This is a genomic window from Frigoribacterium sp. MEB024 (genome assembly GCF_000878135.1).
Taxonomy (GTDB): domain Bacteria; phylum Actinomycetota; class Actinomycetes; order Actinomycetales; family Microbacteriaceae; genus Frigoribacterium.
On sequence record NZ_JXQZ01000020.1, the window covers coordinates 1 to 20,561 of the forward strand.

Here is a 20,561-nt window from a genome sequence, read left to right on the forward strand (position 1 = left end):
AGGTGGGGGACGAGGGGTCGCCTGATTCGTGATTTCCCTGGTCAGGGGTGCTTTTCTTTCCTAAGGTGTGAGGACGTGTCGTTCTCCAGCAGTAGGGAGCCGGGGTACAGGCACGTGACGAGGGGGAAGACCCGACGTGCTGTTCCTCGCTACAGCCATGCTCTCTGCTTCGGTGCACCTCGCCGGGGTGGCCGATGCTCCGACCGTGACCTCCGCGACGGTCCGGGCGCTCGACCGCCCGGCCGCCGTGTCGCTCGTCGACGCGTCCGTCCACGACGTGCCCGGGCCGGCTCCGGTGCGGGACGGTCGGGCCGTGCCCGAGCTCGACGGCTGCCGCGGGGTCGAGGCGAGCACGTTCTCGGCCGAGGCCTGCCTCGACCAGTTGTCCCGCGCCTCCTCGGCCGGGGTCGAACGCTTCGCCGCGTCGCTCGACGCCGACGGTGACGACGCGGCGGCACTCGTGGCGGCGGTCGGCGGACAGGTCCCGCCCGACGACGCGGCGGCCTGGTGGTCCGACCTGGGTGACGACCGACGGACGGTGCTCGCGCACGCCGTGCCCGGCGTCGTGGGCAACCTCGAGGGCGTCCCGTACTCGGTGCGCGACACCGCCAACCGCCAGTTCCTGCGGTACGCGACCACGGCCGTCGCCGGTCGGATCGGCTCGGACGCCGAGCGACCGGACGATCTCCGGCGCCTCGCGATGCTCGAGCAGGTGCGGGCGACCCTCGACGGGGCGACCCACGACGTGCCCTTCGCCGGGACCGCCGACCGGCACCTCGTCGCCCTCGACACGGTCCTGCCCGGCCGCGCCGCCGTCACCGTCGGCGACCTCGACACGGCCGACGACGTCAGCCTGCTCGTGCCCGGCATGCTCTTCACCGTGTCGGACCAGCTCGTCGACTGGACCAACACCGCCGGCGCCCTGCACGACGAGCAGGCCACCTGGGCGACGTTGCTGGGACGCAGCGGGCCGGGCCCCGTGCCGACCGTCGCCGTCGTGGCCTGGATGGGCTACCAGACGCCCGACCTGACGAACTTCTACGACCTCGGACTGGCTCAGCGGGGGGCCGCCCACCTCGAGGGCGCTCTCGCCGGGCTCGACGCGGCTCGCGCGGACGACGAACCGCGGGTGTCGGTCATGGCGCACTCGTACGGTTCGACGACGGCGACGATCGCCCTGTCGTCGGGACGCGTCGCGGTGGACTCGCTCGTTCTGCTCGGGTCGCCCGGCAGCGTCGTGCCCGACGCGGGCGACCTGGCCGTCCGCGGAACCGACGTCTACGCGGCAGCCGGCAGCTTCGACCCCGTGGCGGGCAGCGGCTTCTTCGGGGCGGACCCGGCCACGGCGGCCTTCGGTGCCGTCGTGCTGCACATGGGCGGCGGCTCCGACACGGTGACGGGCCGTCCCCTGTCCGGTGCCCTCGGCCACAACGACTACTTCCGTGCCGGCACCGAGTCGATGCGCAGCCTGGCCCTGATCGGGCTGGGCCACGGCGTGCTCGTCGACGGTCGTGCCGGCGACCCCGGCCGGGGTGGCCCCGAGGCCCCGGTGCTCACGCTCGTGCGTCCCCAGGACGTGTACTTCCGCGACTGACGTGCGCGTCGGGCGCGACGGGCGTGACGCCACCGGGCGGGGACGGGGTTCCGGTTCATGGCCGCCACGCGCTGGCCGGGGGACCCGCGGCGGACCCGGGGCCCCGGCGTCGGTGCCGCCCCGTAGAATCGTCCGGTACCCCCGCCGCGGTACCCCCGCACGACCACGTGAGAGAGAAGCATGTCCGAAATCACGCGCGAGCAGGTGCAGCACCTCGCCGGTCTCGCCCGCATCGCCCTCACCGAGGCCGAGATCGACACGATGACCGCCGAACTCGGCCACATCGTCGACAGCGTCGCCAAGGTCCGAGAGGTCGCCACCGACGACGTCCCCGCGACCAGCCACCCCATCCCGCTCGAGAACGTGTTCCGGCCCGACGTCGTGGGCGAGACGCTCACGGCCGAGCAGGCGCTGTCCGGCGCCCCCGACCACGACGGTTCGCGCTTCCGGGTGAGCGCGATCCTGGGAGAAGAGCAGTAGCCATGACCGACACCACCTCGCTCGTCCACCTGTCGGCCGCCGAGCTGTCGACCCGCCTCGCCGCCGGCGACGTGTCGTCGGTCGACGTCACGCGCGCCCACCTCGACCGCATCGAGGCGGTCGACGGCGACGTCCACGCCTTCCTGCACGTCAGCTCGGCCGCGCTCGGCACGGCCGCCGACGTCGACCGTCGTCGTGCCGCGGGCGAGGCCCTCGGCCCGCTCGCCGGCGTCCCGATCGCCATCAAGGACGTCCTGTGCACGATCGACATGCCGTCGACCTCGGGCAGCAAGATCCTCGAGGGCTGGGTGCCGCCCTACGACGCGACCGTCGTCGCCAAGCTGCGCGCGGCCGACCTCGTCCCGCTCGGCAAGACCAACATGGACGAGTTCGCCATGGGCTCGTCGACCGAGTTCTCGGCCTACGGGCCCACGCACAACCCGTGGTCGCTCGACCGCATCCCCGGCGGGTCGGGCGGTGGCTCCGCGGCCGCCGTCGCCGCCTTCGAGGCGCCCCTCGCCCTCGGCAGCGACACCGGCGGCTCCATCCGCCAGCCGGGCGCCGTCACCGGCACCGTCGGGGTCAAGCCGACCTACGGGTCGGTCAGCCGCTACGGCGCGATCGCCCTGGCCAGCTCGCTCGACCAGGTCGGTCCCGTCAGCCGCACCGTGCTCGACAGCGCCATGCTGCACGACGTCATCACCGGGCACGACCCTCGCGACTCCACCTCGCTGCGCGACGCCTGGCCGTCGTTCACCGAGGCGGCCCGAACCGGTCTCGCCGGCGGCGCCCTGGCGGGCGTCCGCGTCGGCGTCGTCCGCGAACTGAACGGCGAGGGCTTCCAGGCCGGCGTCAAGGCCCGCTTCGCCGAGGCCCTCGAGCTCATGAGCGCGGCCGGTGCCGAGATCGTCGAGATCTCGGCCCCCAGCTTCGAGCACGCGATCAGCGCCTACTACCTGATCCTGCCGGCCGAGGCGTCCAGCAACCTCGCCAAGTTCGACTCGGTGCGCTTCGGCCTGCGGGTCGTCCCCGCGGGCGGCGGCACCGTCGAAGACGTCATGGCCGCCACGCGCGAGGCCGGCTTCGGCCCCGAGGTGAAGCGTCGCATCATCCTCGGCACCTACGCCCTGAGCGCCGGCTACTACGACGCCTACTACGGCAGCGCACAGAAGGTGCGTACCCTCGTGCAGCGTGACTTCGCGGCCGCGTTCGACCAGGTCGACGTGCTCGTCTCGCCCTCGGCGCCCACCACGGCGTTCCGACTCGGCGAGAAGATCGACGACCCGCTGGCGATGTACCTCAACGACATCACGACCATCCCCGCCAACCTGGCCGGCATCCCCGGCATCACGGTCCCGATGGGCCTGGCCGAAGAAGACGGTCTGCCGACGGGGTTGCAGTTCATGGCCCCCGCGCGCGGCGACGCCCGCCTCTACACCTACGGCGCCGCCCTCGAGCAGTTGCTCGAGCAGGGCTGGGGCCACACGCTCATCTCGCGCGCGCCCGACCTGAGCGCGACCGAGCAGACCGCCGCCACCGAGGGAGTCATCTGATGGCCAAGGCAGACCTGATGGACTACGAGAAGGCTCTCGAGCAGTTCGAGGTCGTCCTCGGCTTCGAGGTGCACGTCGAGCTCGCGACCAAGACCAAGATGTTCTCGGACGCCCCGAACTTCTTCGGCGGCGAGCCCAACACCAACGTCACCCCGGTCGACCTGGGCCTGCCCGGCTCGCTGCCGGTGGTCAACGAGCAGGCCGTGCGCTACTCGATCAGCCTCGGCCTGGCCCTGGGCTGCTCGATCGCCGAGAGTTCGCGCTTCGCCCGGAAGAACTACTTCTACCCCGACAACCCCAAGAACTACCAGGTCAGTCAATTCGACGAACCGATCGCGTTCGAGGGCGAGGTCGAGGTCGAACTGCCCGACGGGACGATCTTCGCCATCCCGATCGAGCGCGCCCACATGGAAGAAGACGCCGGCAAGCTGACGCACGTCGGTGGGTCGACCGGTCGCATCCAGGGCGCCGAGTACTCGCTCGTCGACTACAACCGGGCGGGCATCCCGCTCGTCGAGATCGTCACCAAGCCGATCATCGGTGCCGGCGCCAAGGGCCCCGAGCTGGGAGCGGCCTACGTCTCGACCATCCGCGACATCGTCCGGGCCCTGGGCGTCAGCGAGGCCCGCATGGAGCGCGGCAACCTGCGCTGCGACGCGAACGTGTCCCTGCGTCCGCACGGGCAAGAGAAGCTCGGCACCCGCACCGAGACCAAGAACGTCAACTCGTTCCGCTCGGTCGAGCGCGCGGTCCGCTACGAGATCCAGCGCCAGGCCGCGATCCTCGCCGCAGGCGGCACCATCACGCAAGAGACGCGCCACTGGCACGAAGACACCGGTCGCACCTCGGCGGGCCGCCCGAAGAGCGACGCCGACGACTACCGCTACTTCCCCGAGCCCGACCTGCTGCCCGTCGTCCCTCCGCGCGAGCTCGTCGAAGAACTCCGCCTCGCCCTGCCCGAGGCGCCGGTGGCCCAGCGTCGCCGGCTCAAGTCCGAGTGGGGCTTCGCCGACCTCGAGTTCCAGGACGTCGTGAACTCGGGGCTGCTCACCGAACTCGTCGAGACCGTCGCCGCCGGTGCCTCGCCCCAGGCCGCACGCAAGTGGTGGACCGGCGAGATCGCCCGCCTCGCCAACGCCCAGGGTGTCGAGGCCTCGAGCCTCGTGTCGCCGATGCACGTCAGCGAGCTCATCGCGCTCGTCGAGAGCGGCGACCTGACCGACCGACTGGCCCGTCAGGTGCTCGAGGGCGTCGTCGCCGGCGAGGGCAGCCCGTCCGAGGTCGTCGAGGCTCGCGGGCTCAAGGTCGTCTCCGACGACGGCGCCTTGATCGCGGCGATCGACGAGGCCCTCGCCAGTCAGCCCGACGTGCTCGCGAAGATCCGCGACGGGAAGGTGCAGGCGGCCGGTGCCGTCATCGGCGCCGTCATGAAGGCCATGAAGGGTCAGGCGGACGCCGCGCGCGTCCGCGAGCTGGTGCTCGAGCGGGCGCAGGCCTGATCGACGTGACCACGGCCGCGGCAGGGTGCGGCGCACGATGAACCTCGTCGCGCGTCTGCGCCCCGCCGTGCCCGTGGCGGTCGCCCTCGTCGGCGTCCTCGTGATGCTGGCCGTCGCCTCGCGCGTCCTGCCCGGCCGGGTCGTGATGGTCCACCTCAGCGAGACCGGTGGGTCGGCGTTCGCGGCCAGCCGCAGCGACGTCGTCCTGCTCGGCGCCGTCCTCGTGGTCGGCATCGTCGTGACCTGGCTGGTCTCGGCGCTGTTCCTCGCGGTGACGCCCGTCCGCCACGTGCTCGTCCCGCATGCCGCGTTCTGGAAGCAACCGACGAACCGGGCCGAGATGAGGCGCCGGTACGCGCGGTACCTCGCCGTGGCGACCAGCGCCTCCTTGTGGTTCCTCGCCGCGTTGTTCGTCGTCGCGACGGTCTCGCAGAGCGGCCCTCTCACCGTCTGGTGGTTGCCGGCGGCCGTGTCGGCCGCGTTCGTGCTCTTCGTCCTGGGCGGTCTGGTCTGGGTCTTCACCGCCGGGTTCACGCCGATCCCGCCGGGCGTCGCGGCCCGTGCGGCCGCGTCCGACCCGGAGGCGCGGGTCGCGTCCAGACCGTCGACCCCGGTCGTCGAGACCCTCCGGTCCGGCCCGTCGGCGGCACGTCCACCGCGCGCGAGCGCCCGTCCGCCGTCCGAGACCCCGCGGATCGGCACCGCGCCTCCTGCTGCGTCACCCCGGCCGGGCCGTGCACCCGGACGGCCCGCGACACCGACCGGAGACGGTCCACGCAAGGGTCCGCCCCGCCCCTATCAACCCCGACCCCGCTCTGGAGGCCCCCGTGGATGACGACCGGTACGGTGCCGACGTGCTCGCCGGCGACTGGAAGCGATCGTCGAGGCCCGCGCCGACGCCGACCGACGCCGTCCGCGACCTCGTGGTCGAAGAGGTCCGGACGGGTTTCACCGGGGCGATCGTGCGCGTCGAGGCCGGCACCGTCGAACTCGAGGACTGGAAGGGCCGGGTGCGGGCCTTCCCCCTGGCCGGTTCGTTCCTCATCGACGGCGCCCCCGTCGCGTTGCGGGTACCGCGAACGGCACCTCAGGGCCGAGCACGCACGGCCTCCGGCTCGTTCGCCGTCGAGGGGGCGAAGGCCCGGATCGCCCGTCAGAGCCGCATCTTCGTCGAGGGGCGACACGACGCCGAGTTGGTCGAGAAGGTCTGGGGCTCCGACCTGCGGGTCGAGGGCGTCGTCGTCGAGTACCTCGAGGGCGTCGACCACCTGGCCGACGTGCTGCGCGATTTCCGGCCGGGGCCCGAGCGACGCGTCGGCGTGCTCGTCGACCACCTCGTCCCGGGCTCGAAAGAGAGCCGCGTCGCCGAGGGCATCGCCCGCAGTCCGCTGGGCCGCCACGTGCTCGTCGTCGGGCACCCGTTCGTCGACGTGTGGCAGGCCGTGAAGCCGGGCCGCCTCGGCATCGACGCCTGGCCCGTCGTGCCCCCCTCGGTCGAGTGGAAGCACGGCGTCTGCGAGGCGATGGGCTGGCCGCACGACGACCAGGCCGACATCGCCCGGGCCTGGCAGCACATCCTGTCGCGCGTGCGCAGCTACGCCGACCTCGAACCGTCGGTGCTCGGCCGGGTCGAAGAGCTGATCGACTTCGTCACGTCGGGCTGAGCTCACGCATCGGCCCCGCGAGGCCGGTTCGGGACCACGATCCCCGGGAATCGCCCGGGCGTGTCGGCTCTCGGGCGGCTTTTCGCCCTAGATTCGAGGGCATGGCCGAGCAGATCGAGGGACGCGTCAGCTCGGCCGTCGACGCCTGGCTGCGCTGGCTGCCACGGTGGCACATCGGCACCGCCCGGGGTCGCACGCGACCCTGTCGGGTGTGCCTCGGCTCGCCCGTGGCCACGGCGGCCGGTTTCGACCACGACGTGCCGCACGCCGTGCAGCACGCGCTGTTGAACCGGATGCGGCAGATCGTCGACGACGACGTCGACGAGTACACGGCCCGCAACCTGCCTCTCGTGACGCGCGAGCTGCGACTCGCCGAAGCCCAGGAGGCGCGGGGCTACCGACCCGAGCAGGGTCTCGACCCCGAGTTCCAGGGCCTCGACCTCGACCCCGAGCCCGAACCGGGGCAGCCGTTCCTCTTCACGCTCGCCGGTCTCGCGGGGATGCCCCCGGACGACGGTCTCGTCCCGCCCGACCCCTCCGTCGCGGGTGGCGAGCCCGCAGGGCCGATCACCGAGCCCGACGTCGGGGCCGCCTCGTTCGACATCGACGATCTCGACGGCTGGTTGTTGCCGCCCGACTCGGCGACGCCGGTCGACGCGCTCCCGCCGGACGCGCCTGACCCCGTGACGCGATCGGAACACCAGCCCGAGCCCGAGCCCGCCCCGCGAGCCGAGTCCGAGCCTGAACCCGAGTACTCGGACGAGGCCAAGGCCGCGCTGCGACACGAGATCACCCTGGCCGGCGACCACGCGGAGGCCGTGGGCACGAGCCTGTGCCTGGCCCTCGTGCAGCACCGCCCTCGCATCGCCGAGGCGATCGACCGCCTCGTGGCCCCGCAGGTCGACGAACTCCTGGCAGAGTTGTCGCGCGCACTCGAGCAGCCGCGGTCCCGCTGAACCGGCACCGTTCGACCCACTGCGGGTGCCGATGCCACGAGAGGACCCCGAGATGACCCGCCCCACCCCGACCGCGACCACCACGACCCGGCGACGCGACGCAGGCCAGGCCAGGTGGCCGATCGTCGTCGACCTCGTCGCCGTCCTGGCCTTCGTCGCGATCGGGCGCCGCAGTCACGCCGAGGGCCTCGACCTCCCCGGGCTGCTCGGCACCCTGTGGCCGTTCGTCGTCGGCGCGGTCGTCGGCTGGGTGAGCGTGGCGGGGGTCCGCTGGCCGCTGTCGGCCGTCCGGTCGGGCGCGGTCGTCTGGGTCTCGACCGCCGTGATCGGGGTGCTGCTGCGGGTGGTCGCCGGTCAGGGCGTGCAGCTCAGCTTCGTGGTCGTGACGATCGTGGTGCTCGGCGTGTTCCTCGTGGGCTGGCGGGCCGTGGTCGCCCTGGTGCGTCGGGTGCGCGGCAGCCGGAGCTGAGGCTCGACGGCCACCCGACCCTGGTCAGCTGCGGCGCTTGGTGCTGTTGTCGAGACTCGGTTCGTCGGTCAGCACGAGGCCGGACGAACTGTTCGACGAGGCCGTCAGCTCGGTGAGCCAGTCGCGGTTGATCGATGGCACCCGGCCGCCGGAGTACTTGAAGTACAGGGGGATGCCGGCGTCCAGCCAGATGCTGCTCCGACCGTCACCGACCTTCTGTGTGTCGCGCCACGAGAAGAAGAACGACTCGCGGCGACGCAGCTTGGTGGCGATGACGATCTGGAGGTGTTCGAGCACGCGGTCCTCGAACTCGACCTCGATGCCCGAGGTTCCGTAGATGAGCGATCCCATGGGGGTCCTGTTTCTCCAGTGTGTCCGACGTCGGAAACCAAGCCGACACAGGTCAATCTAGCAAGCGATCCGGTGTTCCTCGTCAGGCGCAGCCCACCCGGGCGTTGTGGGCGGACGTGCAGGCTGCCCCGCCATACTCGGGGCTGCCGATCCGTTGCGCCCCCGAGCGCCCGACCGACCCCCTGGGACCCATGACCTCGACAGCCCCCGTCCTCCGCGCCTCCTCGTCCTCGAGCCAGGACGTCGTCGCCGACCTCGACGGCCTGGTCGGGTTCGCCGCGCGCGTCATCGACGCCCTCGGTGAATGGGGCGTCGCCCTGCTGACCTTCGTCGAGACCGTGTTCCCGCCGATCCCCAGCGAGGTCATCCTGCCGCTGGCCGGGTTCCTGGCCGGCGCCGGGTCGATGAACATCGTGTTGTTGATCGCGCTGAGCACCCTCGGCGCCTACCTGGGAGCGCTGGTCCTCTACGGGCTCGGGGCGGGTCTCGGTCTCGACCGCAGCATCCGGTGGCTGGCCAAGCTGCCGCTGGTCGACCGCCACGACTTCGAGAAGGCGGCCGGCTGGTTCGAGCGCCACGGGCGGTCCGCGGTCTTCTTCGGCCGGTTCATCCCGGGCGTGCGCAGCCTCATCTCGCTGCCCGCAGGCGCCGAGCGCATGCCCCTGCTGGTCTTCTCGGTCTTCACGATCGTGGGCAGCGGCCTCTGGAACGTGCTCTTGATCGGGTTGGGTGCCGCGCTCGGCACCCAGTACGAGCTCATCGACCGGTACGCGAAATACCTCGACTACGTCGTGTACGCCGCGATCGTGGGCGTCGTGGTGTTCCTGGTCGTCCGGTCGGTGCGCCGACGGCGAGCCGGCGTCGACGACGCGTCGCGTGACGCCGTCGATCAGGACGTTCGCGGCTGACGCTCCGTCACCGTCCAGGCGGCGGGCCGGAACGATCCGTACCGTGGTGGCCAGACCGACGTCGCGCCCCGTGCGCGGCACCGAGCACACGATCCGACAGGACACCACCATGGGATTCCTCGACCGCCTCCTCGGCCGCGAGCCGCAGCAGGGCCAGCCGCAGCAGCCCTCCGCTCCGCAGGGCTACCGGTACGGGCAGCAGAGCTACGAGCAGCCCGCCGCCCCGCAGCAGGGGTACGGCCAGGAGGGCTACGGCCAGCAGCCGCCGGTCCCGTCCTCGTCGGCCGGTGCCGGCCCGGCCCGCAGCGACGACGAGATCGCCGTCGAGCGGTACCGCTACCTGCTGAAGACCGCCCCGCCCGAGACCATCGAGCAGGTGCACGCCGAGGCGTTCGCGAAGCTCAGCCCCGAACAACGCCGTCTCGTCTTCGACCAACTGACGGCCGAGTCGAGCCCCGGCGAGGCACCGCGCGGCGACGACGCCGGCTCGCTCGCCCAGGCCGCCACCCGGTCCGAGTTGCGACGACCCGGAACCCTCGAGCGCACCCTCGGCGGCGGCCCGGACGGGCGGCAGCAGGTCGGGCCGAACGGCCAGCCCCTCCGTCAGGGCCCCGGCATGGGTTCGATCATCGGCGGGTCGATCCTGGGCACGGTGGCCGGTTACGTCATCGGGTCGACATTGATGAGCGCGTTCCTGCCCGACGCCGGGGCGACGGCGGACGGCGGCGCGGGTGACGCCGCCGGCGGCGACCAGGGCTCCGAGGGCGACGGCGGCGCGGACGGCGGTGCCGACGCCGGCACCGAGACGGCGAGCGACGGCGGCGGCGACTTCGGTGCCGACGGGGCCGGCGACTCCGGCGGGGGCTTCGGGGACTTCGGGGGAGGGGACTTCGGCGGAGGCGACTTCGGCGGAGGCTTCGACATCTGACACCTGGGCATCTCCCCCGGGACGGACCGCCGGTCGCGGACTAGCGTCGGGGATCGATCCACGACCCGCCGAGAGGCCCGAGGGAGCACCATGACCAGCACGAGAACCGCCGTCGTCACCGGGGGGTCCGCCGGACTCGGCCGGGCCACCGTCCGAGAGCTCGCCGCGCGCGGATGGGACGTCGCGATCCTCGCTCGGGGACAGGACGGACTCGACGGTGCCGTCCGCGACGTCGAGGCCGCCGGTCGCCGTGCACTGGGAATCTCGACCGACGTGGCGGATCGTGCCCAGGTCGAGTCGGCCGCCGATCGCGTCGAGGCCGAGCTCGGGCCGATCGACCTCTGGGTCAACGACGCGATGGTCGGTGTGTTCGGCGAGTTCCTCGAGACGGACCCCGACGACTTCGAGCGGGCCACGGCCGTCAACTACTTCGGCTTCGTCAACGGCACTCGTGCGGCCCTGTCGCGCATGGTGCCCCGTGACCGCGGTCAGGTCATCCAGGTGGGGTCGGCGCTCGCCCACCGGGGCATCCCGCTCCAGGCCTCGTACTGCGGCGCGAAGCACGCCGTCCAGGGGTTCACCGAGTCGGTGACCACCGAGTTGATCCACAACAAGAGCTCGGTGCGGATCAGCACGGTCGACATGCCGGCCCTCAACACCATCCAGTTCAACTGGGTGCGCTCGACCCTGCCCGAGCACCCCCAGCCCGTGCCGCCCATCTTCGAACCCGAGGTCGGGGCGCGGGCGATCGCGGACGTCGCCGACAAGCCGCGTCGCCGGACCTGGCTCGGCGAGCCCACCGTCATGACGGTGCTCGGCAACCGGTTCGTCGCGAACTTCCTCGACGTCTACCTCGCCAAGAGCGGGTACTCCGGCCAGCAGGCTCCCGACAAGAGCGAGCCCATGCTGCCCGACAACCTCTACGAGCCCACCGCCGGCGACCACGGGGCTCGCGGCATCTTCAGCGACCGCGCGCGCACCACGAGTCCGCAGGTCTGGTACACCCGGAACCGCGCCCTGACCGTGGGGGCCGTGGTGGGAGCATCCGCGGCCGCCACCGCCGCCGTGGTGGGTCGGGTGACCCGCGGGCGTCGGGCATGAGCGCCGCGCCCGAGGTGGACGCGGTCGTCGTCGGCGCGGGGCCCAACGGTCTCGCGGCGGCCGTGGTGCTCGCTCGGGCCGGTCTCCGCGTCGAGGTCGTCGAACGGGCCGACACGATCGGTGGGGGAGCGCGCACCCAGGAGGCGACCCTGCCGGGCTTCCGCCACGACATCTGTTCGGCCGTGCACCCCATGGCCCTCGCCTCGGGGTTCTTCCGGCGGTTCCAACTCGACCGCCGGATCGAGCTGACGGTCCCCGACATCTCGTACGCCCACCCGCTCGACGGCGGGCGCGCGGGCATCGCCTACCGTGACCTCGACCGGACGGCGGACGGGCTCGGAGCCGACGGGGCCGCCTGGGCGCGCCTCCTCCGGGGCCTCGTCGAGACCGAGCCCCGCATGGCGAAGTTCACGATGCGCGAGCTCGTCCGGGTGCCTGACGACCCGGTGACCCTCGCGCGCTTCGGTCTGGCCGCCCTGTCACAGAGCGGCCCCTGGTGGAACGCCGGGTTCTCGGGTGACGAGGCCCCGGCCATGCTCGCCGGGGTCATGGCCCACGCGATCCGCCCGATGCCGAGCCTGTCGACCTCGGCCGCCGGGCTCGTCCTGGCCGTCCACGCGCACGCCCGAGGCTGGCCGGTGCCGACCGGTGGCAGCCAGTCGATCGTCGACGCCATGGCCGACGACGTCCTGGCCCACGGAGGCACCATCACGACGGGCGTGGACGTCACGTCGATCGACGAGCTGCCGAGGGCGAGGGCCACGATCTTCGACACGAGCGCCCGGGCCCTGGCCGACATCGCGGGCAGTCGTCTGCCCGACCGGTACGAGCGCGCCCTGCGGCGCTTCCGCTACGGGAACGCGGCGGCCAAGGTCGACTTCGCGCTGTCGGGGCCGGTGCCCTGGGCGAACGACGAGGCCCGGCGCAGCCCCACGCTGCACCTCGGGGGGACGCGGGCCGAGATCGCCTCGGGCGAGCACGACGTCGCCTCGGGTCGACACGCCCGCACGCCGTACGTCCTGGTGGCCCAGGCGGGCGTGGTCGACGGCACGCGCGCCCCCGACGGTCAGCAAGCCCTGTGGGCGTACACGCACGTGCCGCGCGGGTCCACGGTCGACCAGACCGAGACCGTCATCGCCGGCATCGAGCGCTTCGCACCGGGATTCCGCGACACGATCCTCGCCACGAACAGCCGGACGGCGGTCGACCTCGAAGCGCACGACCCCAACTACATCGGCGGCGACATCGCCGCCGGGGCCCCGAGCGTCTGGCAGCTGGCGGCACGGCCGACGCTGTCGACCGAACCGTGGCGCACGCCGACGCCGGGCCTCTACCTGTGCTCGTCCTCGACCCCGCCGGGCCCCTCTGTGCACGGGCTGGGTGGCGCCTACGCCGCGCGCAGCGCCCTGAAGCACGAGTTCGGCATCGACCGGCTGCCGTACCTCGGCGTCGACTCCTGATCGGGTCGACTCCCGACGGGGGAGGCGCCCGACGCCCGATCTGATCCACGGCGGCAGGGGCGCGTCAACGGGGGTGCGCGGCGCGCGGGGACCGTGCCAGGATCGACGGATGAGCACCACGCACCGCTTCATCGAGGCCTCACCCCACGACGTCTTCGACGTGCTGAGCGACGGGTGGCTCTTCACGAGCTGGGTCGTCGGGTCGGCGCGCATCCGCGAGGTCGAACTGACCTGGCCGAGCGTCGAGGCCAGGGTCCACCACTCGTTCGGAGTCTGGCCGCTGGTCATCGACGACGTGACGACCATCCTCGAGTGGGACCCTCCGGTCCGGGCCGTGTTCCACGCCAGGGGCTGGCCGATGGGCGAGGCCCGGGTCGAGATCGACGTGCGCAACCGCATGGGCGGCTGCGTCGTCACGATGACCGAGTACGCCGTCGCGGGCCCCGGTCGGCTGGTGCCGAAACCCCTGATGGACCCTCCGCTGCACTGGCGCAACAGAGAGGCGCTGCAGCGTCTGGCCTGGTTGGCCGAGGGACGCGTCAACGATCGCGTCTCGCCCAGCTGACCCGCGCCTCCCGGGCCGACCGACCGACCGACGGCATCGAAGGCGAGCGACCCACGCCTCCTGACCGTCGTCCGGTCGAGGAGGCGCGGGTGCGGTCTCAGCGCTCGGCGAGCGAGTCGCGCACCTTGCGGCGCAGGACCTTGCCGATCAGCGACCGGGGCAGGTCGTCGACGACGACGATGCGCCGCGGCACCTTGTACGGCGTGAGGTGCTTCCGTGCGAACGAGCGCAGGGCCGCGACGTCGACGTGTGCGCCCGGCTTCACGACGATCGCGGCGGCCACCTGTTCGCCGCCGGGGGTGGGCAGACCCACCACCGCGGCTTCGGCGACGCCCTCGAACCGGGTCAGGACCTCTTCGACCTCGGACGGCGAGACGTTGAACCCGCCCGTGATGATCAGCTCTTTGATGCGGTCGACGATGCGGACGAACCCGTCGTCGTCGATGGTGACGATGTCGCCGGTACGGAACCAGTCGCCGTCGACGAAGACCTCGCCCGATTCTTTCGGCTTGCGGTAGTACCCGCTGAACACCTGCGGTCCGCGGACGATCAGCTCGCCGCGTTCGCCGGCCGCCACGTCGACCGTGGGGTTCTCGGGGTCGACGACGCGTACCTCGGTGCCCGGCAGGGGCAGGCCGACCGTGCCGGCCCGGCGCGTCGGCCCCACCGGGTTGGCCATGAGGACGGGCGAGCACTCGGAGAGCCCGTAGCCCTCGACCAACCAGCCGCCGGACTCGGCCTCCCACGGCTCGACGACGTCGGCCGAGAGCGGCATGGCCCCCGAGATCGCGACGTCGACGCCCTTCAACGAGACGCCGGCGTCGTCGGCGGCCTTCTGCAGGCGGGCGTAGATCGGGGGGACCGCGGGGAGGAAGGTCGGCGGGTGCTTCTTCATGACCTTGAGCACCAGCGCCGGGTCGAAGGCCGGGAAGAGCACGAGTCGGGCCCCCATGCTCATCGCGAAGGTGAGGCAGAGCGTCAGGCCGTACGCGTGGAACATCGGGAGCACCGCGTAGACGACGCAGGTGCCGCGTTCGATCGTCGGCACCCAGGCCTGGGCCTGCGCGGCGTTCGACAGGAGGTTGTGGTGCGTCAGCTGGGCACCCTTGGGCGCGCCCGTGGTGCCGCTCGTGTACTGGATGACCGCGAGGTCGTCGGTGGTCGGTCGCGGGTGCTTCGCCTTGATGCGGGACGAGCCGACGACCTTCTCCCACGGCGTGGTGCCCGTCACGGTCGTCGTGAGGCGCTCACGGGACTGGCGGGCCTTCTTGATCGGCAGGGCCAGGGCGGCCCGCGTGGTGAACGGCATCGCCCGGGTGACGTCGACCGAGACGAGGTGCTCGACGGCCACGTCGTCGGGGAAGGCCTGGATGGTCTCGACCACCTTGTTCCAGGCGATGGCCACCTTGGCGCCGTGGTCCTCGAACTGGTGACGCAGCTCGCGCGGCGTGTAGAGCGGGTTGTGCTCGACGACGATCGCGCCGAGACGCAGCACGGCGTAGAACGCGACGACGTGTTGCGGACCGTTCGGCAACACGATCGCGACGGTGTCGCCGTGGCCGACCCCGAGCTTGCGCAGCCCCTCGGCCGCCCGCGCGATCTGGTCGACGAGCTCGGAATAGGTGGTCGTCGCCCCGAAGAACTCGAGCGCCACCGCCTTCGGGTACCGCGCGGCGGAGGCCTCGACGAGGTCGAGCAGCGAGCCGTCGACCGGTTCGAGGTCGTGCGGCACGCCGGGTGCGTAGGAGTCGAGCCAGGGACGAGCGCTGTCGGTGGTCACCGGGCCACTCTATCGACCGCCGGGCGTACCCCGTCGGCTCCGGGCCGCCTGGCAACCTGACCGCGGACGAGGAGGCGCGGCGCAGCATGGTCCATGACATCACGAAGAGAGGAACGACACATCGTGAGCAAGGTCTGGTTCATCACCGGTGCATCCAAGGGCTTCGGCCGCGAGTGGGCCGAGGCGGCCCTCGAACGCGGCGACCAGGTCGCGGGCACCGCACGCAGGATCGACGACGTCGCGCCCCTCGTGGACGCGTACGGCGACTCCTTCCTGCCCATCCAGCTCGACGTGAACGACCGTGCGGCCGACGTCGCTGCGGTGAAGAAGGCCGCCGAGCACTTCGGCCGCCTGGACGTCGTCGTGAACAACGCCGGCTTCGGCCACTTCGGCATGATCGAGGAGATCACCGAGGACGAGGCCCGCGCCCAGCTCGAGACCAACCTGTTCGGTGCCCTCTGGGTGTCGCAGGCCGCGCTGCCGATCATGCGCGAGCAGGGCTCCGGGCACATCGTCCAGGTGTCGAGCATCGGTGGCATCAGTGCCTTCCCGACCGTCGGCATCTACCACGCCTCGAAGTGGGCCCTCGAGGGCTTCAGCCAGTCGCTGGCCCAGGAGGTCGCGGGCTTCGGCATCAAGGTCACCCTCGTCGAGCCCGGCGGCTTCTCGACCGACTGGTCCGGTCCGTCCGCCTCGCGCAGCGACGAGCTCGAGGCCTACGCCGAGGTGCGCGAGGCCGCGTCGAAGCGTCCCTCGGCCGCCGACCCCGGTGACCCCACGGCCACCCGCTCGGCGATCCTCACCGTCGTCGACGCCGACGAGCCGCCGCTGCGCATCTTCTTCGGCAAGGCACCGCTCGAGATCGCCACGAAGGACTACGAGTCGCGTCTGAAGACGTGGAACGAGTGGCAGCCCGTCTCGGTCGAGGCGCACGGGAACTGACGCCCGCGCCGTCCCGCCCGCCGCGCCTCCTGCTCTCCTCCCCGGGACGCAGGAGGCGCGGCGCACGTCCGCCGGGACCGCGAACGACGTCCGCCGCGAGCGTCCAGCCACCGCGGCGCATGATCGAGGCATGCCCGCACTGACCGAACCGCTCCGCGCCCGCCTGCAGTACACCTTCAACGGGCAGTACACGGGCACGCCCGAGTGGGTCACCGACCTCGAGAAGGGCGACGACGAGGGGTTCTTCCTGCCGGGCTCGGCGGTGTGGGCCGTGCACGGCGCCATGTCGACCATCCCGGCCGGCGTGCGGGCCCTGCTCGTCCAGGCGCTTCACCCGGGAGCGCTCGCCGGCGTGCACGACCACTCGCGCTTCCGCGAGGACCCGCTCGGTCGCCTGGCCGGGACCATCCGCTGGATCTACACGGTCTCGTACGGGAGCCGCGAGGCCGCGACGCACGCGTCGAACTGGGTGTCACGCCTGCACACGAAGGTCGTCGGCACGTACGACGACCGGAACGGCGTCACCCACGACTACGCCGCCAACGACCCCGACCTGCTCAGCTGGGTGCACATGGCCTTCGCCGACTCGTTCCTCGCCGCCTACCTCGAATGGGGTCGCGAGCCGGTCCCGGGTGGGCCCGATGCCTACGTCCGCGAGTGGGCCACGGCCGGCGAGCTGATGGGCGTGCCGAACCCGCCGCGCAGCGTCGCCGAGATGCAGCAGCAGCTGATGGACTTCGACCGTCGGGGCGTGCTCGAACGGACGGCCCGGACCGACGACGTCGTGAAGTTCATCAAGCGGCCGCCGCTCTTCCCCGCACTGAAGGTCGGCTACCCCGTGCTCTTCAACGGTGCGGTCGGCACGCTGCAGCCGCGTTTCCGCGAGCTGCTCGGGCTGCGCGCGCCGCACGTCGGGCCGATCGACCTGCCGACCCGGGCACCGGCCCAGGCCATGCTCGCCGGCGTCGGGGGAGTGCTCGGCAAGCGACCCGTCGCCGAGGAACACGCCCTCGCGCGTCTCGACCGCATCGGGTGGACGGCGGCCTGACGCGGCGCCTGACGCGCAGCGCGATCGTCCGCCCGAAGCCGTGCGCCCGCGACCGGACGGCCCCCTGACCGGGGAGGGCGGGGCCGGGCGTCCGCTGACAGGATGAGCCGGTGACCGACACCAGCCCCCTCGCCGACGCGACCGACGAGGCCGGGGCGACCCGCGCCTCCTCGACTCGGCGGGGCCCGACGGGACGGTGGCTGCTCGAGTTGCTGGCCATCGTGCTGGTCGGGCTGGTGCTGTCGTGGGGCGTCAGGACGTTCCTCGTGCGCAGCTTCTCGATCCCGTCGGGGTCGATGGAGCAGACGCTCATGATCGGCGACCGCATCATGGTGAACGAACTCGCCCCCCGCGTGATGCCGCTGCACCGGGGCGACATCGTCGTCTTCGAGGACCCGGGCGGGTGGCTCGGCTACGGTGACGACGCCGGGCAGGATCTCGTCAAGCGCGTCATCGGGCTGCCGGGGGACCACGTCAGCTGTTGCGACGCGGACGGCCACGTGCTCGTCAACGGCCGGCCCCTGGACGAGCCGTACCTCACGCTCGCCGACGGCGGCCCCCGGGCCTCGGCCACCGACTTCGACGTGACCGTGCCCGAGGGGGCGCTCTGGGTGCTCGGCGACAACCGCGATCGCTCGGCGGACTCGCGCGCCCACCAGACCGGGCCCTACGCGGGCTTCGTGCCCGTCGACGACGTGATCGGGCGGGTCTTCGTGATCAGCTGGCCGACGGACCGGTGGCAGCGGCTCTGATCTCGGCGACCGGGCCTGCCGACATCCCGGCCGGCCGGTCCGGCCGGCCGTGACCCGCCCGCCACCCTGCCTCGGCGCTCAGCCCGCGGCGATGAGCCGGTCGCGCACCTCGCGCCGGAGCACCTTGCCGATCAGCGACTTCGGCAACTCGTCGAGCTGCACGACCCGGCGCGGCACCTTGTAGGCCGCCAGTTGGCCGCGTGAGGCGTCGCGGATGGCCTCGGCGTCGAACGAGGCGCCGGGCTCGAGCACGACGGCCGCCACGACGTCCTCGCCGCCGCCCGACCGGGGCAGGCCGACCACGGCGACCTCGGCCACGCCGGGCGCGTTGCGCACGGCCTCCTCGACCTCGGAGGGGGCGACGTTGAAGCCGCCCGTGACGATGAGCTCCTTGATGCGGTCGACGATCGTGACGTACCCGTCGGCACTCATGGTCACGATGTCGCCGGTGCGGAACCAACCGCCCTCGAGGAACGCCTCGGCGGTCTCGTCGGGGCGGTTCCAGTAACCGCGGAAGACCTGCGGCCCGCGCAGCAGCAGTTCACCCGCGGCCCCGGCCACGACCGGACGGCTCGGGTCGGGGTCGTCACGGTCGACGACCATCGCCTCGGTCGACGGGAACGGCACGCCGACGGTGCCGACGCGGCGGGTCGGTCCGATCGGGTTGCCGAGCGCGACGGGCGAGGTCTCGGTCAGGCCGAAGCCCTCGACGAGCATGCCGCCCGTGACGCCCTCCCAGGCCTGGACGACCGCGGTCGGCAGGTTCATGGCGCCCGAGATGGCGAAGCGAGCCGACGACAGGTCGACGCCGCGCTCGCGGGCCGCGTCGGCCAGACGCTGGTAGATCGGGGGAACGGCCGGCAGGAAGGTCGGCGGGTGCTTCTTCGCGGCCTTGAGCACGAGGTCGACGTCGAACTTCGGGAACAGGACGAGGCGTGCCCCGATGCTCATCGCGAAGGTGAGGCAGAGCGTGAGGCCGTAGGCGTGGAAGAACGGCAGCACGCCGTAGACCGTCTCGTCGCCGTCGACCAGGCCGGGCACCCAGGCGCGGCCCTGCGCGGCGTTGCTGCGGAGGTTGCGGTGCGTCAGGATCGCGCCCTTCGGCGACCCCGTGGTGCCGCTGGTGTACTGCAGCAGGGCGATGTCGTCGACGTCGGGGCGGGGGTGCTTCTTCCGAAGCGGACGGTTCGCCAGCAGGCCCTGCCAGGTGACGTCGCCCTCGGCCCCGTCGGTCAGGGCCGCCCGGCTCTTCTTGGCGGCGGGCACCGGCAGCTTGAGGGCGAGGCGCGTGCCGAGCGGCATGCCCTTCGTCACGTCGACCGAGACGACGGTCGAGAAGCCGATGTCGGCGGGCAGGGCGCGCAGCCGGTCGACCAGCTTGTCCCACGCGACGGCGATCGTGGCGCCGTGGTCCTCGAAGAGGTGCCGCAGCTCGCGGTCGGTGTAGAGCGGGTTGTGCTCGACCACGACGGCGCCCAGGCGCAGCACGGCGTAGAACGCCACCACGTGCTGCGGGCTGTTCGGCAGGATCAACGCGACCCGGTCGCCGCGACCCACGCCGAGCCTCCTGAGGCCCTCGGCCGCGCGCGCGACCTGGTCGCCGAGGTCGCGGTAGCTGGTCTCACGGCCGAAGAACTCGAGGGCCGGTTTGTGCCGGTACGTCGATACGGCGTCGTCGATGAGGTCGACGAGGCTGCCCGTCACGGGCTCGATGTCGTCGGGGACGTCGGGGGCGTAGCTGTGCAGCCATGGGCGGTCGAACGGGGCGGTCATGCCACCACCTTGGCAGGGCCGGGTGATGAACCCCCGGGAGGCGCGGGTCGCCTCGCCGAGGACGCCCCCGGTCGGGCCCGCGCCGCCTCAGCGGGCGTCGCGCCCGGTGAGGGCGAGCAGGCGGATGCGCAGCGGGGCGTCGTCGTCGACCGGTACCGGCGAAGCGAACAGGCCCGAGGCCTCGAGGGCGTCCTTCTGCGGTGCGAACACGCCCCAGACGGCCTCGACCAGCGCGTCGTCGAGTTCCTCGTCGGTGCCCACGGCGCGGGCGAGGTCCCAGGTGTGGATCGTGACGTCGGCGACCTGCTCGGCGAGGTACTCGTGCACGGGCACGACGTCGGCGCTCAGCCGCACCTCGGCGTGGGGGTCGGCCTCGCTCCAGGCGGCGGTGGCCGCGCTCGACCACCGGTGCCAGGCCTCGACGAGGTCGTCGCCGAGCGGCTCGATCGAGTTCTCGGCCTCGGCGGGGTCGCCGCCCTCGAGCAGGAGCGGCACCCACTGCTGCTCGCGCGTGACGTGTCGCACGAGGTCGCGCACCTTCCACTCGGTGTCGGGCGTCGGGGCGTCCCAGTCGGCCACGGCCTCGACGCGGCGGGCGAACTCGTCGTGGGCGGTCTTCTGCAGGGTGATCCAGTCGACGGTCATCGGGAGTCCTCTCGGGGTGGGGCGGTGGCTCTCGGCGTCAACCGCCCGGGACGGCGCGGTGTTCCCGAGAGCACTGCCCCGATGGTAGGACCG

General features: G+C 72.4%; 20 protein-coding genes. 16 read left to right on the forward strand and 4 right to left on the reverse strand.

Going from position 1 to position 20,561, the window contains the following annotated elements; all coding sequences use genetic code 11:
- The first annotated feature begins 205 nt into the window (after window positions 1–205).
- The 8 genes from SZ60_RS04790 (at window position 206) to SZ60_RS04825 (ending at window position 8,215) form a co-directional block, all read left to right on the forward strand.
- Window positions 206–1,594, forward strand: coding sequence for an alpha/beta hydrolase (locus tag SZ60_RS04790; RefSeq protein WP_197073506.1), 1,389 nt, complete (start codon window positions 206–208; stop codon window positions 1,592–1,594).
- A gap of 180 nt (window positions 1,595–1,774) precedes the next feature.
- Complete coding sequence (gatC, locus tag SZ60_RS04795; RefSeq protein ID WP_043594160.1) at window positions 1,775–2,074, forward strand: Asp-tRNA(Asn)/Glu-tRNA(Gln) amidotransferase subunit GatC; 300 nt, start codon at window positions 1,775–1,777, stop codon at window positions 2,072–2,074.
- Between the two features lie 2 nt (window positions 2,075–2,076).
- A complete protein-coding gene (gene gatA, locus SZ60_RS04800) occupies window positions 2,077–3,627 on the forward strand; it encodes an Asp-tRNA(Asn)/Glu-tRNA(Gln) amidotransferase subunit GatA (protein ID WP_043594162.1) in 1,551 nt (516 codons plus the stop codon).
- The gene (gene gatB, locus SZ60_RS04805) at window positions 3,627–5,126 is read left to right on the forward strand and encodes an Asp-tRNA(Asn)/Glu-tRNA(Gln) amidotransferase subunit GatB (protein WP_043594163.1); all 1,500 of its coding nucleotides are present in this window, start codon (window positions 3,627–3,629) and stop codon (window positions 5,124–5,126) included. Before gatA ends, gatB begins: the two co-directional genes overlap by 1 nt.
- Window positions 5,127–5,163: 37 nt before the next feature.
- The gene (locus SZ60_RS04810; RefSeq protein ID WP_043594165.1) at window positions 5,164–5,961 is read left to right on the forward strand and encodes a hypothetical protein; all 798 of its coding nucleotides are present in this window, start codon (window positions 5,164–5,166) and stop codon (window positions 5,959–5,961) included.
- A complete protein-coding gene (locus SZ60_RS04815; RefSeq protein WP_197073507.1) occupies window positions 5,954–6,790 on the forward strand; it encodes a DUF3097 domain-containing protein in 837 nt (278 codons plus the stop codon). Before SZ60_RS04810 ends, SZ60_RS04815 begins: the two co-directional genes overlap by 8 nt.
- Before the next feature lie 101 nt (window positions 6,791–6,891).
- Window positions 6,892–7,746, forward strand: a complete 855-nt coding sequence (locus tag SZ60_RS04820) for a hypothetical protein (protein ID WP_043594166.1) — start codon at window positions 6,892–6,894, stop codon at window positions 7,744–7,746.
- A gap of 52 nt (window positions 7,747–7,798) precedes the next feature.
- On the forward strand, window positions 7,799–8,215 hold the full coding sequence (locus tag SZ60_RS04825) for a DUF3054 domain-containing protein (protein WP_043594168.1): 417 nt from the start codon (window positions 7,799–7,801) through the stop codon (window positions 8,213–8,215).
- 24 nt (window positions 8,216–8,239) lie between these two features.
- Here the strand turns inward: SZ60_RS04825 and SZ60_RS04830 are convergent, their stop codons facing one another.
- The gene (locus tag SZ60_RS04830; protein ID WP_043594170.1) at window positions 8,240–8,566 is read right to left on the reverse strand and encodes a hypothetical protein; all 327 of its coding nucleotides are present in this window, start codon (window positions 8,564–8,566) and stop codon (window positions 8,240–8,242) included.
- Between the two features lie 191 nt (window positions 8,567–8,757).
- Between SZ60_RS04830 and SZ60_RS04835 the strand changes: the two genes are divergently transcribed.
- The 5 genes from SZ60_RS04835 (at window position 8,758) to SZ60_RS04855 (ending at window position 13,528) form a co-directional block, all read left to right on the forward strand.
- On the forward strand, window positions 8,758–9,474 hold the full coding sequence (locus SZ60_RS04835) for a DedA family protein (RefSeq protein WP_043594171.1): 717 nt from the start codon (window positions 8,758–8,760) through the stop codon (window positions 9,472–9,474).
- 43 nt (window positions 9,475–9,517) lie between these two features.
- A complete protein-coding gene (locus SZ60_RS04840) occupies window positions 9,518–10,402 on the forward strand; it encodes a hypothetical protein (protein WP_369700690.1) in 885 nt (294 codons plus the stop codon).
- 90 nt (window positions 10,403–10,492) lie between these two features.
- Entirely contained in the window at window positions 10,493–11,503 is a 1,011-nt protein-coding gene (locus tag SZ60_RS04845; protein WP_043594173.1) for an SDR family oxidoreductase, read from the forward strand.
- Entirely contained in the window at window positions 11,500–12,963 is a 1,464-nt protein-coding gene (locus SZ60_RS04850; protein ID WP_043594175.1) for an NAD(P)/FAD-dependent oxidoreductase, read from the forward strand. The genes SZ60_RS04845 and SZ60_RS04850 overlap by 4 nt, the downstream gene beginning before the upstream one ends.
- 109 nt (window positions 12,964–13,072) lie before the next feature.
- Window positions 13,073–13,528: an SRPBCC family protein gene (locus SZ60_RS04855; RefSeq protein WP_043594176.1), complete on the forward strand. Its 456-nt coding sequence runs from the start codon at window positions 13,073–13,075 to the stop codon at window positions 13,526–13,528.
- A 97-nt stretch (window positions 13,529–13,625) separates the two neighbouring features.
- Here SZ60_RS04855 and SZ60_RS04860 read toward each other — a convergent pair whose 3' ends face one another.
- Window positions 13,626–15,308, reverse strand: a complete 1,683-nt coding sequence (locus SZ60_RS04860) for a long-chain-fatty-acid--CoA ligase (RefSeq protein WP_043594178.1) — start codon at window positions 15,306–15,308, stop codon at window positions 13,626–13,628.
- A 123-nt stretch (window positions 15,309–15,431) separates the two neighbouring features.
- Between SZ60_RS04860 and SZ60_RS04865 the strand changes: the two genes are divergently transcribed.
- From SZ60_RS04865 to lepB, 3 genes are all read left to right on the forward strand, one after another.
- Window positions 15,432–16,250, forward strand: a complete 819-nt coding sequence (locus SZ60_RS04865) for an SDR family oxidoreductase (RefSeq protein ID WP_200925478.1) — start codon at window positions 15,432–15,434, stop codon at window positions 16,248–16,250.
- Between the two features lie 130 nt (window positions 16,251–16,380).
- Window positions 16,381–17,298 carry an oxygenase MpaB family protein gene (locus SZ60_RS04870; protein ID WP_043594181.1) on the forward strand — a complete coding sequence of 306 codons (918 nt, stop codon included), beginning with the start codon at window positions 16,381–16,383 and terminating at the stop codon, window positions 17,296–17,298.
- Between the two features lie 110 nt (window positions 17,299–17,408).
- Window positions 17,409–18,050, forward strand: coding sequence for a signal peptidase I (gene lepB / locus SZ60_RS04875; protein WP_043594183.1), 642 nt, complete (start codon window positions 17,409–17,411; stop codon window positions 18,048–18,050).
- A gap of 78 nt (window positions 18,051–18,128) precedes the next feature.
- Here the strand turns inward: lepB and SZ60_RS04880 are convergent, their stop codons facing one another.
- Both SZ60_RS04880 and SZ60_RS04885 read right to left on the reverse strand, forming a co-directional pair.
- A complete protein-coding gene (locus SZ60_RS04880) occupies window positions 18,129–19,823 on the reverse strand; it encodes a long-chain-fatty-acid--CoA ligase (protein ID WP_043594185.1) in 1,695 nt (564 codons plus the stop codon).
- An 87-nt stretch (window positions 19,824–19,910) separates the two neighbouring features.
- Window positions 19,911–20,468 (reverse strand): TIGR03086 family metal-binding protein, encoded by a 558-nt coding sequence (locus SZ60_RS04885; RefSeq protein WP_043594186.1) that lies wholly within the window; start codon window positions 20,466–20,468, stop codon window positions 19,911–19,913.
- Between the last annotated feature and the right edge of the window lie 93 nt (window positions 20,469–20,561).